The following is a 14,081-nucleotide window of genomic DNA, read 5'->3' on the forward strand; positions in this document are numbered from 1 at the left end:
CCAGCGTTCGTCCTGAGCCAGGATCAAACTCTCCGTTGATGTTCAAACAACCCACGAAGGGCAAAAATGATCCAGGCTGAGCCGAACAACCAGCAAAAAATACTGATCGTCGTTGTCAACCAAAGAAATATAAATCATCCAAGAAACCAGCAACCCGCGACCATGAAGTCACAAGCACACGCCGGCTCCTCGAGACGAGGTATTGGCATCGATTTTTGACACGCTGTTGAGTTCTCAAGCATCAGACACACACCATCAACCACACCCACACACGCGGGCCCGGCCTCCGGGGCAACCCTTCAAACTTACCCGNGCGAACGACCATCGCGTGGTCGTGGACCCACCGGATGTCTGCCCCGGGACCGGCCAGCTTCGCGATCGATTCACTCGATCGCCGTGGCGTCCGTTCCTCCCTGTCGGGCTGACGAAGAGAACAGTAGCCCGGGCCCCGCGGGAAACACAAATCCCGCCCCCTACAGACGCAAGAACGGCCGAATCCCGTTGCATCACAACGGAATCCGGCCGTTCAGGTGCCTACGGAGCCCTTTGGGGCGCCTGGGCGAGCCTGTCGACACGCACGGAGGACGTCAGCCCGAGCGTCGCGCCGCCGCCAGGTTGCGGCGTCCACGCTTGAGCACGGCCACCTCACCGTGCAGGAAGTCGCCCTCGCCGAGCACCAGCTCGGGATCGGTGACCTTGGCGTTGTTGAGCGAGGCTCCCCCGTCGGCGATCGCGCGGCGGGCCGCGTTGCGCGACTCGACGAGGCCCACCGCCACGAGGGCATCGACGAACGACCCTCCGACCGCGACGTCGGCGCCCGGCAGCTCGGAGGTCGCGTCCTTGAGCGTCGAGGCGTCGAGGACGCCGAGGTCTCCCTTGCCGAAGAGCGCCTCGGAGGCCACCTGCACCGCCTCGGTCGCCGCGGCGCCGTGCACGAGCGTCGTGACGTCTGCGGCCAGGGCGCGCTGGGCAGCCCGGCGGAACGGTTCCTCGGCCACCTGCCGCTCGAGCTCGCCGATCTCCTCACGGGAGCGGTCCGACAAGGCCTTGAGCATGCCCACGACCGAGGCGTCCTCGACGTTGAGGAAGTACTGGTAGAAGGCGTACGGGCTCGTCATGTCGGCGCTGAGCCACACGGCGTTGCCCTCCGACTTGCCGAACTTGCGGCCCGTCGAGTCGACGAGAAGCGGGGTCGCGAGCGCGTGCACCGACTGTCCCTCGACCCGGTGGACGAGGTCGACGCCGGCCGTGATGTTGCCCCACTGGTCGCTGCCACCGATCTGGAGCACGCACCCCCGGCTGCGATACAGCTCGAGGTAGTCGAGCGCCTGGAGCATCTGGTAGCTGAACTCGGTGTACGAGATGCCCTGGTCGCTCTCGAGGCGCCGCGCCACGGCCTCCTTGCGGATCATCTGGTTGACCCGGAAGTGCCGGCCGACGTCGCGCAGGAAGTCGAGGGCGCTCATCGGCGCCGTCCAGTCGAGGTTGTTGACGAGCACCGCCGCGTTGTCGCCGTCGAAGTCGAGCAGCGGCCCCACGAGCTGCTGGATGCGCGCCACCGCTGCGGCGATCGTGTCCTTGTCCTGCAGGACCCGCTCGGAGTCGGGCTTCGGGTCGCCGATGAGCCCCGTCGACCCGCCGACCAGGCAGATGACGAGGTGCCCCGCCGCCTGCATCCGGCGCATCACGGAGAGCTGGACGAAGTTGCCGAAGTGCAGCGAGGGCGCGCTCGGGTCGAAACCGCAATACAGCGTGATCGGCCCGTCGGCGAGTGCCTCGCGCAGCGCCGCCTCGTCGGTGGTCTGCGCCACCAGGCCGCGCCACTGCAGCTCGTCGAAGATGTCGGTCACGGGTATCGGTTCCTCTCGGTCGGGCTTCAACCGGCGACCCAGCCGGCTGGGGGCCGGGTGCCCACGCGCACAGCCTGCCCTACGGGCACCGGCTGCGGCGAACGGGTTGCCGGTCGTCCCACATCACGGCCGGCGCTGCCGCACGACGCCCGGCCGGTACGCCGACACCGTCGGCTCGCCGTCGAGCCAGAACCGCCACGGGAACACCGAGCCGTCACCGCCGGCGCCGCTGACGCCGACGCGCGGGCCGGTACGCACGCGGGCGGCGTCGGTCGCGGTGGCCGGCGCGCGCACGACGAGGTCGACGGGGTCGCCGACCGGCGGACGGCAGAAGTCGCGCCCCGTCTCGGACGCGCCGAGCGCGAGCACCTGACCCAGCCGGCCGGGACCGCGGGCCCAGTCGCGCTCCCGCTGCCCGACGCGTCGGCCGGCGGCGACGTCGTGGCCGTCGACGACCTCCCCACCTCGCAGCAGCACCGCCGACGCGTTGCCCTCGTCGCCCGCGACGAGGTTCGCGCACCAGTGGTGGCCGTAGGTGAAGTAGACGTAGAGGAACCCGGCAGGGCCGAACATGACGCGGGTGCGCGGCGTCGGGCCCCGGAAGGCGTGCGAACCGGGGTCGACCTCACCCGCGTAGGCCTCGACCTCGGTGAGGCGCAGCGTCACGCCCCCGTGCGTCACGGTGCACCCGAGCAGGTCGGGGGCCACCTCGAGGACCGGCCGGGCGAAGAACGAACGGGGCAGCCGCCCCCCAGGCGCACGAGCAGGCCCGCGTCGGCGCGGAGGTGCTGCGGCGTCGGTCACCTGTCAGACGCTAGCGGCCGTCCACTCGCGCGCGGCGGCCAGGCGCCCGCGAGCAGCCTCGAGCTGCTCGGCGACGCGGACCGGCGCGGTGCCGCCGGCGGCGTCACGGGACGCGAGCGAGCCCTCGACCGACAGCACCGAGCGGACGCCCGGCGTCAGGTGCTCGCTGATCGCCGCGAAGTCGTCGTCGGTGAGGTCCCACAGCTCGATGTCGCGCGACTCGCAGACCCGCACGCACTCCCCCGCCACCTCGTGGGCGACGCGGAACGGGACGCCCTCGCGGACGAGCCACTCGGCGACGTCGGTGGCGAGCGCGAAGCCCTGCGGCGCGAGGGAGGCGAGGCGGTCGGTGTGGAAGGTCAGGGTGGCGACCATGCCCGAGAACGCCGGCAGCAGCACCTCGAGGGTGTCGACGGCGTCGAAGACCGGCTCCTTGTCCTCCTGGAGGTCGCGGTTGTACGCGAGCGGCAGCGCCTTGAGTGTCGTGAGCAGCCCGGCGAGGTCGCCGACGAGGCGACCGGCCTTGCCCCGGGCCAGCTCGGCGACGTCGGGGTTCTTCTTCTGCGGCATGATGCTCGACCCCGTCGAGTACGAGTCGTGCAGGGTGACGAACGAGAACTCCTTCGTCGCCCAGATGACGACCTCCTCGGCGATCCGGGAGATGTCGACGGCGGTCATCGCCGCGACGAAGGCGAACTCGGCGACGAAGTCGCGCGAGGCGGTGCCGTCGATGGAGTTCTCGACGGCACGGCTGAAGCCGAGGTCCCGGGCGACGGCCTCGGGGTCCAGGCCCAGCGAGGAGCCGGCAAGGGCGCCGGACCCGTACGGCGAGGCGTCGGTGCGGGCGTCCCAGTCGCGGAGCCGGTCGACGTCGCGCAGCAGCGCCCACGCGTGCGCGAGCAGGTGGTGGCCCAGGAGGACGGGCTGCGCGTGCTGCAGGTGGGTGCGCCCGGGCATCGGCACGCCGTGGTGGCGCTCGGCCTGCGTCACGAGCGCGTCGACGACGTCGAGGACGAGGCCACCGACGACGCGTGCGTGCTCGCGCAGGTACATCCGGAAGAGCGTGGCGACCTGGTCGTTGCGGGAGCGGCCGGCGCGCAGCCGCCCGCCGAGGTCGGTGCCGACCCGGTCGATGAGTCCGCGTTCGAGGGCCGTGTGGACGTCCTCGTCGTCCTGCGCCGGCACGAAGGCGCCGGACCGCACGTCGGCCTCGAGCCGGTCGAGGCCCTCGAGCATGCCGGCGAGGTGATCGTCGGAGAGCAGCCCCGCAGCGGCGAGGACCCGGGCGTGGGCGCGCGAGCCGGCGATGTCGTGGGGCGCGAGACGCCAGTCGAAGTGCGTGCTCTTGCTCAGGGCGGCGAGGGCCTGGTCGGGACCGCCGCTGAACCGGCCGCCCCAGAGGCTGACGCGGCCCTCGCCGGACTCGCCCTGTTCGACGCCGTCCGGCGTGGTGGGGGTGGCGTCGGTCGGCATCAGGTCCTCCTGGGAAGTGACGGGAGTGGTTCGGTCGAGGCTGCGCGAGGGCGTCACTCGCGGGTGCCGGCGAGCGCGAGGAGGCGGTCGGCGACCGCGAGGGCGCGCTCGGCACCGTCGGTGACGATCATGATCGTGTCGTCGCCGGCGATGGTGCCGACGACGTCGGGGTCGCGCGTCTGGTCGATGGCCGACGCGAGGTAGTTGGCCGCGCCAGGCGGGGTGCGCAGGACGACGAGCTGGCCGGCTGCCGTGGCCGACACGAGCAGCTCCTCGCACGTGCGCCGCAGCCGGGCCGACGAGGAGTCGCCGAGCGAACCGACGGCGGCAACCTCGCCGCCCTCCCCGGGCACGGCGTACACGAGGGCGCGGTCGCGGCGGACCTTGACCGCACCGACCTCGACGAGGTCGCGCGACAGCGTCGCCTGGGTCACGTCGATGCCGTCGGCGACGAGCAGGTCGGCGAGCTCGCCCTGGCTGTGCACGGGGTGCTGGCCGAGCAGCTCGACGATGCGGCGCTGCCGCTGGGTGCGGCTCACGGCGTGCCCTGCTCGGCCGCGCGGGCGGCCGCGAGGATCGCGGGGAGGTCGTCGAGGAAGCCCTGCAGCTCGGCCTCGGTGATGACCAGGGGCGGGGCGAGGCGCAGCGCCGTCGGGGTGACCGCGTTGACGATGTAGCCGGCCTCACGGGCCGCGACCATCGCGGCGGCCGAGGAGACGCCGTCGAGCTCGATCGCCCGGAGCAGCCCGCGGCCGCGCGTGCCGCTGACGCCGGGGACGTCCACGGCGTCGAGGAGGGCCCCGACGCGTCGGACGTTGCCGAGCAGGTCGTCTCGCTCGATGGTGTCGAGCACGGCCAGCCCGGCCGCGCACGCGAGCGGGTTGCCGCCGAAGGTCGTGCCGTGCTGGCCGGCCGAGAGCATCGCGGTGACGTCGCTGCCGAACGTCACGAGGGCGCCGATCGGCACGCCGCCGCCGAGGCCCTTGGCGAGCGTCATCGCGTCGGGCACGATGCCCGAGCGCTGGTGGGCGAACCAGTCGCCGGTGCGGCCGATGCCGCTCTGGATCTCGTCGAGGACCAGCAGCGCACCGTGCGCGGACGTCAGCTCGCGCGCCAGGCGCAGGTAGTCGTCGGACAGCTCACGGACGCCGGCCTCGCCCTGCACCGGTTCGAGGAAGACCGCGGCCGTGTGCTCGTCGATGACGCCGCGCAGGGCGTCGGCGTCGCCCGGACGCACGAAGACGACCTCGGGGATGAGCGGCTCGAACGGGGCCCGGTAGGCCTCCTTGTGCGTCAGCGCGAGGGCCCCGGTGGACCGGCCGTGGAAGGCGCCCTCGAGCGCGACGATGCGCGTGCGCCCGGTGCGGCGCGACAGCTTGATCGCGGCCTCGGTGGCCTCGGTGCCGGAGTTGGCGAAGAAGACGCCGGAGCCCGCGGGGGCGTTGGCGAGCCCGAGGAGGCGCTCGGCGAGGAGGATCGCCGTCTCGGAGGTGAAGAAGTTGGAGACGTGGATGGCCTGCTCGGCCTGCTTGGCGACGGCCTGCACGAGTGCCGGGTGCCCGTGGCCGAGCGCGTTGACGGCGATGCCCGAGAGCAGGTCGAGGTAGCGGTTGCCGTCCACGTCGGTGACCCAGCAGCCGTGGCCGGAGGCGAGGACGAGCTGCGGCGTGCCGAAGACCTGGACGAGGGAGCCGGCGTACCGGTCGAGCAGCTGCCGGCCGGTGGCGTGGGAGGTGGCGGTCATGACGGGCTCCCGTCGGTTCCGGCGCCCTCGGGCGTCGAGCGGATGTCGGGCAGGACCATGGTGCCGATCCCCTCGTCGGTGAAGATCTCGAGCAGGATCGAGTGCGGCGCGCGCCCGTCGACGACGTGCGTCTGCGGCACTCCGCCCTCGACGGCGCGGATGCACGCCTCGAGCTTGGGGACCATGCCGGCGTCGACGCGGGTCAGCAGCTCGCGCGCGGCGGTGAGGTCGATCGTCGACAGCAGCGAGCTGCGGTCGGGCCAGCTGGCGTAGATGCCCTCGACGTCGGTGAGGACGACGAGCTTCTCGGCCTGCAGGGCCACGGCGATCGCGGCCGCCGCCGAGTCGGCGTTGACGTTGAGCACCTGGCCGTCGACGTCGAGGTCGGGGGCGACGGTCGACACGACGGGCACGCGCCCGGCGTCGAGGATGTCGAGGATCGCCGAGGGGTTGACGCTCTCGACGTCGCCGACGAGGCCGAGGTCGACCTCCTCGCCGTCGACGAGGGTGCTGCGCCGCCGCGCCCCGAGCAGCGACGCGTCCTCGCCGGAGAGGCCGACGGCGATCGGGCCGTGCTGGTTGAGCAGGCCGACGAGCTCGCGACCGACCTGGCCCGTGAGGACCATCCGGACGACGTCCATGACCTCGGGCGTCGTGACCCGCAGGCCGCCGCGGAACTCGCTCTCCAGGCCGACGCGGTCGAGCATCGCCTTGATCTGCGGGCCGCCGCCGTGGACGACGACGGGCCGCAGACCGGCGTAGCGCAGGAACGCGACGTCCTCGGCGAAGGCCTTCTTCAGCCCCTCGTCGATCATGGCGTTGCCGCCGTACTTGACGACGACGAGCGCGCCGCGGAACCGCTCGAGCCACGGCAGCGCCTCGACGAGCGTCGCAGCCTTGCCTGCGGCGACGCGGATCGAGGCGGCGTCGATGAGGCCGCGCAGGTTGCGCTGGTTCGGGTGGGTCGGGCTGCTGCGGGTCATGTGCTGTAGGCCGAGTTCTCGTGGACGTAGTCGTTGGTGAGGTCGTTGGTCCAGACCGTCGCGGTCTCGGGGCCGGCGTGGAGGTCGACGAGGACGTGGACCTCGCGGGCGGTGAGGTCGACGAGCGAGCGGTCCTCGCCGACGCCGCCGGCGCGGCACACCTGGACGCCGTTCATCGCGACGTCGAGCGTGGTCGGGTCGAAGGCGGCGCGGGTCGTGCCGACGGCGGCGAGCACCCGGCCCCAGTTGGGGTCGTTGCCGAAGACGGCGCACTTGAAGAGGTTGTTGCGCGCGACGGCGCGGGCCACCTCGAGGGCGTCGTCGACCGACGCCGCGCCGCGCACCTCGATGGCGATGTCGTGGCTCGCGCCCTCGGCGTCGCCGATGAGCTGGCGAGCCAGAGCGGCGCTCACCGCGGTGAGCGCGTCGGTCAGCGTTGCGGCGTCGACGCGGACGCCGGAGGCACCGGAGGCGAGGACGACGACGGTGTCGTTCGTCGACATGCACGCGTCGGAGTCGATGCGGTCGAACGAGACGCTCGTGGCGGCGCGCAGGGCGGCGTCGAGGTCGGCGGGGTCGACGACGGCGTCGGTCGTGAGGACGACGAGCATCGTCGCGAGGGCCGGGGCGAGCATGCCGGCGCCCTTGGCCATCCCGGAGACGCTCCAGCCCTCCCCCACGTGCGTGGCGACCTTGCGCACGGTGTCGGTCGTCATGATCGCGACGGCGGCGTCCTCGTGACCCTCGGGGCTCAGCCCGGCTGCAGCCGCGTCGACGCCGGCGAGCAGACGGTCCATCGGGAGCAGCTCGCCGATGAGCCCGGTGGAGCAGACGACGACGTCGCCGGCCGAGGCTCCGACGACCTCGGCGACGTGCTCTGCCGTGCGGTGGGTGTCGAGGAAGCCCTGGGCGCCGGTGCAGGCGTTGGCGCCGCCCGAGTTGAGGACAACGGCGTCGACGCGTCGGTCGGCGACGACCTGGCGCGACCACGTGACGGGCGCCGCCTCGACGCGGTTGCTCGTGAAGACGGCGGCGGCGTGGTGGTCGGGCCCGTCGTTGACGACGAGCGCGACGTCGGGGCGACCGCTGGCCTTGAGGCCCGCAGTCACGCCGGAGGCGCGGAAGCCCTTCGGCAGGTGGACGGCGGGCCGGGGGTCGGTGGCGCTCACGGGGCCACCCCCGCGACGGGCAGCCCGAGCGTCTCGTCGAGGCCGAGGGCGAGGTTGGCGCACTGCACGGCGGCGCCGGCCGTGCCCTTGGTGAGGTTGTCGACGGCCGACACGACGACGACGCGGCCGAGGCGCTCGTCGACCGCCACCTGGATGAGGACGTTGTTGCTGCCGATGACGCTGCCGGTGGAGGGCCAGCTGCCCTCGGGCAGGACGTGGACGAACGGCTCCGACGCGTAGGCCTTCTCCCACGCCTCGCGCACGGCGGCCGGGTCGGTGCCTGGCACGAGCCGGGCCGTGCACGTCGCGAGGATGCCGCGCGGCATCGGGGCCAGCGTCGGGGTGAAGGAGACGGTGACCGGTGCCCCGCCCGCGCGACCGAGGTTCTGCTCGATCTCGGGGGTGTGCCGGTGTCCGCCACCGACGCCGTAGGGCGACATCGCGCCCATGACCTCGGCGCCGAGCAGGTGCGGCTTGAGCGACTTGCCCGCGCCGGAGGTGCCGGAGGCCGCGACGACGACGACGTCGTCCGGCTCGAGGACGCCGGCTGCGAACCCGGGTGCGAGGGCCAGGGAGATGCCGGTCGGGTAGCAGCCGGGGACGGCGATGCGCGTCGCGCCGGCGAGCGCTTCGCGCTGGGTCCCGGACGCCAGCGGCAGCTCGGGCAGACCGTAGGGCCACGAGCCGGCGTGCGGGGTGTCGTAGAAGGTGGTCCACGCGTCGGCCGACTCGAGCCGGAAGTCGGCGCCGCAGTCGATGACGACGACGTCGTCCGGCAGCGCGGCGGCGATGGCCGCCGAGTGGCCGTGCGGCAGGGCGAGGAAGACGACGTCGTGACCGGCGAGGGTCTCGGGTGTCGTCGCCTCGAGGACGCGGTCCGCGAGGGGGGTCAGGTGCGGGTGAACGCCCCCGAGCCGTTCACCCGCACTGCTGGCCGCCGTGACGGCCCCGACCTCGATCTGCGGGTGGGCGAGCAGCAGCCGGAGGATCTCTCCTCCGGCGTAGCCGCTCGCTCCCGCCACTGCTGCCCTGGTCACGATGCATGACTATACACCGCGATGCATACTTCTGCATGCCGCCACCGCTGGACGACCGCGGCCGCAGATCAGCGCTGGACGGCTCCCGTGGCCTCGGCCGCCGACGCCACCGCGGCGTCGCGGAAGGCGTTGACCTCGTCGGTCGTCAGCGTCCGGTCAGCGGCGCGGAAGGTGAGCCGGTACGCGAGGGACCGGTGCCCGGCCTCGACGCGCTCGCCCTCGTAGACGTCGAAGAGCACGATCGACTCCAGCGCCTCACCCGCCCCGGCCCGCAGGGCCCGCTCGACGTCGGCTGCGGCGACGTCGCTCGCGACGAGCAGGGCGACGTCGGTCAGGGCCGGTGGGAACGTCGAGAACGCCGTCGCCTGGACCGGCTCCTCGCTCGCGGCGATGAGCACGTCGACGTCGAACTCGGCCGCGACGGTGCGGGCCGGCAGGTCCAGCGCCGCAAGGACCTTCGGGTGTAGCTCACCCGCGTGGCCGACGAGCGTGCCGTCGGCGAGGCTGATGCGGGCGCACCGGCCCGGGTGCCACGGCGCGTGGTCGGCGTCGGCCGCGACGACGACCGGCACCGCGAGCGCCGCCGCGACGGCCTGGACCGCCGCCACCATGTCGCTCCAGTCGGCAGTCCGCCCCGAGCCCCACCAGCCGGCGGGCTCGACCTGGCCGGTGGCCACGACGGCCGCCCGGCGCGGTTGGGGCGGCACCGCCGCGTAGAGGTCCTCGAGCGTCGCGTCGTCGGGGCGGGCGCCGACGCCGGGCACGGGCGCCTTCGCGAGCGGACCGCCGGGACGGAACACGAGGCCGAGCTCGTAGAGCGCGACGTCCTTGTGACCGCGCGCCAGGTTGCGGCGCAGGACGTCGACGAGGCTGGCGAGCACCGTCGTGCGCAGCAGCGGACGCTCCTCCGACAGCGGGTTGGCGACCCGGACCGCCTGCCGGCGGTCGTCGTCGGCGGACAGACCGAGCTGGTCGGAGAGCTCCTCGCCGACGAACGGGTAGCTGAGCACCTCGGTGTAGCCGGCGCCGGCCAGCGCGTCGGCGACGAGCCGCCGCGTGCGCTGCGCGTGCGTCAGACCTCGACCCTGCGAGGGCGTCGGGGTGATCGAGGGGATGTTGTTGTACCCGTCGATCCGCGCGACCTCCTCGGCGTAGTCGGGCGCGTCGACGAGGTCGGGGCGCCACGACGGCGGCGTCACGAGGACGTGCCCGGCGTCGGTGCCCGGCCCCTGCTCGTCGACGGTGCAGCCGAGGTCGCGCAGGATCTGCACGACCCGCTCGCGCGGGTAGTCGATGCCGATGATCCGGCCCGGCTCGGTGAGGTCGAGCAGGTAGGCCTGACGGTCGGTCGTGGCGTCGAGGTCGGTGACACCGGGGTCGACGGTGCCGCCGCCGAACTCGACGAGCAGGTCGACGGCGAGCTGGGCCGCCGCCGCCGTGACCTTGGGGTCGACGCCGCGCTCGAAGCGCTTGGACGCCTCGGTGACGAGGCGGTGCCGGCGCGAGGAGCGGGCCACCGTCGTCGGGTCGAAGTGCGCCGCCTCGACGAGGACGTCGGTGGTGGCGTCGTCGACCTCGGAGGACGCGCCACCCATGACGCCCGCGATGGCGAGCGGCCGCTCGCCGGAGTCGGTGATGAGCAGGTCCTCCGTGGACAGGGTGCGCTCGACGTCGTCGAGGGTCGTCAGCGACTCCCCCGCCCGCGCCCGGCGCACGACGACCGGGCCGTCGAGCTTGGCGAGGTCGTACGCGTGCAGCGGCTGCCCGACGGCGAGCATGACGTAGTTCGTCACGTCGACGGCGAGGGAGATCGGGCGCATGCCCATCTGCGTCAGGCGCTTCTGCATCCACGGCGGCGACGGACGCGTGGGGTCGATGCCCCGCACGACGCGCGCCACGAACCGGTCGCAGCCGACGACGCCCTCGAGCGGCTCGTCGTCCTCGACGCGGATCGGGTGGCCGGCGTCGTTGCCCTCCGGCACGTCGACGGCCGCGGGGTCGCGGAAGCCGCCGGCCGGGCTGCCCTGGCTGTGCCAGTACTCGCGGGCCAGGCCACGGACCGAGAAGCAGTAGCCGCGGTCGGGCGTCACGTTGGTCTCGACGGTCTCCTCGGCGAGGCCGAGGAGGGCGATGGCGTCGTCGCCCGGCTGCACCCCGGCGGCCTTCTCGGCGCCGAGCAGCCGCTCGAGCACGATGATGCCGCTGTGGTCGTGGCCGATGCCGAGCTCGTCCTCGGCGCAGATCATGCCGTTGGACACGTGCCCGTAGGTCTTGCGCGCGGCGATGTGGAAACCGCCGGGCAGCGTCGCCCCCGGCAGCACGACGACGACGAGGTCGCCGACGGCGAAGTTGTCGGCGCCGCAGACGATCTCCTGGTGCTTGCCCTCGGAGACCATCTGGCCGTGCTGGCCGACGTCGACCGTGCACCAGCGGATCGTCTTGCCGTTCTTCTGCGGCTCCTCGACGAGCTCGAGGACGCGCCCGACGACGAGCGGGCCGGTGATGTCGCCGCCGTGGAGGTCCTCCTCCTCGAGGCCGACGCCGACGAGACCGGCCGCGACGTCGGCGCCGGTGGCGCCCGCGGGCAGGTCGGTGTACTCGGCGAGCCAGGTCAGTGGCATGCGCATCGGGTCAGGCCCCCATTCCGAACTGCTGCGAGAAGCGGACGTCGCCCTCGACCATCTCGTGCATGCCCTGCACCCCGTGCCGCAGCATGAGCGCGCGCTCGATGCCGAGGCCGAAGGCGAAACCCGAGTAGACGTCGGGGTCGATGCCGCACGTGCGCAGCACCTTGCGGTTGACCATCCCCGAGCCGCCCAGCTCGATCCAGCCCGAGCCGCCGCACGTGCGGCACTGCTCCGGTGTGCCCCAGGTCTCGGCCCCGTGGCAGGCGAAGCAGAGGAAGTCGGTCTCCATGCTCGGCTCGGTGAAGGGGAAGTAGTTGGCGCGCACCCGGGTGCGGGTGTCCTCGCCGAACATGATGCGCACGAACGCGTCGAGCGCGCCGCGCAGGTGGGCCATCGTCAGGCCCTTGTCGATGGCGAGGCACTCGATCTGGTGGAAGACCGGCGTGTGCGTGGCGTCGAGGTCGTCGGTGCGGAACACCTTGCCCGGGGCCACGATGTAGATCGGCGGCTCCTTCTCGAGCATCGTGCGGATCTGCACCGGGGAGGTCTGGGTGCGCAGCACGAGACCGGAGTCGACCGGGTCGAGGAAGAAGGTGTCCTGCATCTGCCGGGCCGGGTGGTCGGGGCCGAGGTTGAGGGCGTCGAAGTTGAGCCACTCGCTCTCGAGCTCGGGCCCCTCGGCGACCTCCCAGCCCATACCGACGAACGCGTCGACGAGGCGCTGGGCCGTCAGCTCGATGGGGTGGCGCGACCCGAGCGGCCGGCGGGACACGGGGACCGTGACGTCGACGCGCTCCTCGACGAGGATGCGCTCGTCGCGCTCGGCCTCGAGCTGCACCTGCCGCGCGGCGACGGCCTGCCCGACGCGTCCGCGCGCCTGGCCGACCCGCTTGCCGGCCTCGGCCTTGGCGCTCGGCGGCAGGGCGCCGATCTCGCGGTTGGCGAGGGCGAGCGCGCTCTTCTCACCCTGGTGGGCGGTGCGCACGGCCTTGAGGTCGTCGAGAGAGGTGGCCGCGGCGATCGCGGCGAGGGCCTCCTGGACGGCGGCGTCGATCTGTGCCGGGTCGAGCGCGGAGACCTCGACCGGGTCGTAGTTCGTGTTGGGTCCGGACATCGGCGTGCGTGGCTGCTCTCGCTCGGGTGCGGGTCGGTTCTGGGCTGCCAGTCTAGGGGCGGCGTCGAACCGGTTTCCGCGGCGTCCGGCCGACCTGCCCGGCTGCCTGCCTACCTACGGGCGTCAGGGGCCGACGACCGCCGGCAGTCCCGCCGGCAGGCGAACGACGAACCGCGCACCGCCGGCCTCGTTGTCGGAGACGTGCACCGTGCCGCCGTGCGCCTCGACGAGGCCGCGCACGACGTAGAGGCCGAGGCCGGTGCTCGCGTTCGAGGGGCCGTGCCAGAAACGACCGAACACCTTGTCGCGGTCGGCGGGCGCGATGCCCTCCCCCTCGTCGTCGACGTGGACGACGACGCACTCGACGCCCGACGCGTCCCGCGCGCCCTCCCGCGCCCCGTCGCGGTCGAGGGTCACCGTGACCGGGCCGGAGCCGTGCTGGAGGGCGTTCTCGATGAGGTTGAAGAAGATCTGCTCGAGGCGGTCGGTGTCGGCCCACATCTCCGGCAGCCCCCGGGCGCCGGCCGCAGGGCCCAGCCGCAGCGCCACGGCGCCGGGCGCGCGTCCGACCTCGTAGCGGACGACGTGGCCCCGCAGCACTGCCTCGAGGTCGACCGGACCGAGGCGCAGGTTGAGGCTGTCGGAGTCGAGGCGCGAGATGTCGAGCAGCTCGGTGATGAGGCGGGTCAGGCGCGTGGCGTCGGACTCGATGGTCTCGATCATGAGCCGCTTCTGCTCGTCGGTGAACCGGTCCCACCGGCGCAGCAGGCTGCTCGTGAAGCCGGTGACCGACGTCAGCGGCGCCCGCAGCTCGTGGGCGACGGTCGACAGGACGGTCGCCTGCTCGCGCTCGGCCCGCTGACGGGCCTCGGCGTCGCGCAGCCCGAGCAGGATCCGCTCGACGCGACCGTCGCCGCCTCTGACGTACCGGGCCGTGACGAGGACGTCCTGGCCTGCCGGGGCCACGAGCAGCTTCTCCCGGTGGCCGGGGCTCGAGGCGAGGCCGCCCCACGGGTCGGTGTGCTCCCACCACGGGCGGCCGTACTTGTCCGTGAAGGGCAGGCCCTCGTCGAGGGGCCGGCCGACGAGCTCGTCGGGCGTGCAGGTCAGGATGCGCGCCGCCTCGGCGTTGACGAACCGGATGCGCCGGTCGGAGCCGACGACGACGAGGCCGTCGGGCAGCAGCTCGCCCATCATCGCCACGGGGGCCATGGCGTCCACGGACCGGGGCAGGTGGTCGCCGGAACCGTCGACGCGGGTCATGGAGCGAGGATAGTCAT

The 14,081-nt window shown here is 73.1% G+C and carries 11 protein-coding genes; all 11 read right to left on the reverse strand.

The features are described from left to right. Positions 1-587 precede the first annotated feature (587 nt). The 11 genes from tyrS to RY076_RS21130 all read right to left on the reverse strand — a co-directional run bounded on the left by tyrS (position 588) and on the right by RY076_RS21130 (position 14,064). Positions 588-1,850 carry a tyrosine--tRNA ligase gene (gene tyrS / locus RY076_RS21080; protein WP_323101445.1) on the reverse strand — a complete coding sequence of 421 codons (1,263 nt, stop codon included), beginning with the start codon at positions 1,848-1,850 and terminating at the stop codon, positions 588-590. Positions 1,851-1,973: 123 nt separating this feature from the next. Beyond that, entirely contained in the window at positions 1,974-2,654 is a 681-nt protein-coding gene (locus RY076_RS21085; protein WP_323101447.1) for a DNA-3-methyladenine glycosylase, read from the reverse strand. Between the two features lie 3 nt (positions 2,655-2,657). Further along, entirely contained in the window at positions 2,658-4,127 is a 1,470-nt protein-coding gene (argH, locus tag RY076_RS21090; protein WP_323101449.1) for an argininosuccinate lyase, read from the reverse strand. A 53-nt stretch (positions 4,128-4,180) separates the two neighbouring features. Next, positions 4,181-4,666, reverse strand: a complete 486-nt coding sequence (gene argR / locus RY076_RS21095) for an arginine repressor (protein WP_323101451.1) — start codon at positions 4,664-4,666, stop codon at positions 4,181-4,183. Beyond that, positions 4,663-5,871: an acetylornithine transaminase gene (locus RY076_RS21100; protein ID WP_323101453.1), complete on the reverse strand. Its 1,209-nt coding sequence runs from the start codon at positions 5,869-5,871 to the stop codon at positions 4,663-4,665. Before RY076_RS21100 ends, argR begins: the two co-directional genes overlap by 4 nt. Further along, positions 5,868-6,854, reverse strand: coding sequence for an acetylglutamate kinase (gene argB / locus RY076_RS21105; protein WP_323101455.1), 987 nt, complete (start codon positions 6,852-6,854; stop codon positions 5,868-5,870). The genes RY076_RS21100 and argB overlap by 4 nt, the downstream gene beginning before the upstream one ends. After that, positions 6,851-8,023, reverse strand: coding sequence for a bifunctional glutamate N-acetyltransferase/amino-acid acetyltransferase ArgJ (argJ, locus tag RY076_RS21110; protein WP_323101457.1), 1,173 nt, complete (start codon positions 8,021-8,023; stop codon positions 6,851-6,853). The genes argB and argJ overlap by 4 nt, the downstream gene beginning before the upstream one ends. Then, positions 8,020-9,060, reverse strand: coding sequence for an N-acetyl-gamma-glutamyl-phosphate reductase (gene argC / locus RY076_RS21115; RefSeq protein WP_323101458.1), 1,041 nt, complete (start codon positions 9,058-9,060; stop codon positions 8,020-8,022). The genes argJ and argC overlap by 4 nt, the downstream gene beginning before the upstream one ends. Before the next feature lie 68 nt (positions 9,061-9,128). Beyond that, entirely contained in the window at positions 9,129-11,687 is a 2,559-nt protein-coding gene (pheT, locus tag RY076_RS21120; protein WP_323101460.1) for a phenylalanine--tRNA ligase subunit beta, read from the reverse strand. Positions 11,688-11,691: 4 nt separating this feature from the next. Further along, a complete protein-coding gene (pheS, locus tag RY076_RS21125; protein ID WP_323101462.1) occupies positions 11,692-12,801 on the reverse strand; it encodes a phenylalanine--tRNA ligase subunit alpha in 1,110 nt (369 codons plus the stop codon). A 123-nt stretch (positions 12,802-12,924) separates the two neighbouring features. Further along, on the reverse strand, positions 12,925-14,064 hold the full coding sequence (locus tag RY076_RS21130) for a sensor histidine kinase (RefSeq protein WP_323101464.1): 1,140 nt from the start codon (positions 14,062-14,064) through the stop codon (positions 12,925-12,927). Positions 14,065-14,081 lie beyond the last annotated feature (17 nt).

Origin of the sequence: Intrasporangium zincisolvens (genome assembly GCF_034724055.1) — a bacterium.
In the GTDB taxonomy this organism is placed as follows: Bacteria; Actinomycetota; Actinomycetes; order Actinomycetales; family Dermatophilaceae; genus Monashia; species Monashia zincisolvens.

Bases quoted from the DNA above. Each gene is read 5' to 3' on its own strand.
- pheS (WP_323101462.1), bottom strand. From the start codon at position 12,801: ATGTCCGGACCCAACACGAACTACGACCCGGTCGAGGTCTCCGCGCTC.
- RY076_RS21100 (WP_323101453.1), bottom strand. From the start codon at position 5,871: ATGACCGCCACCTCCCACGCCACCGGCCGGCAGCTGCTCGACCGGTAC.
- RY076_RS21130 (WP_323101464.1), bottom strand. From the start codon at position 14,064: ATGACCCGCGTCGACGGTTCCGGCGACCACCTGCCCCGGTCCGTGGAC.
- argB (WP_323101455.1), bottom strand. From the start codon at position 6,854: ATGACCCGCAGCAGCCCGACCCACCCGAACCAGCGCAACCTGCGCGGC.
- pheT (WP_323101460.1), bottom strand. From the start codon at position 11,687: ATGCGCATGCCACTGACCTGGCTCGCCGAGTACACCGACCTGCCCGCG.
- argH (WP_323101449.1), bottom strand. From the start codon at position 4,127: ATGCCGACCGACGCCACCCCCACCACGCCGGACGGCGTCGAACAGGGC.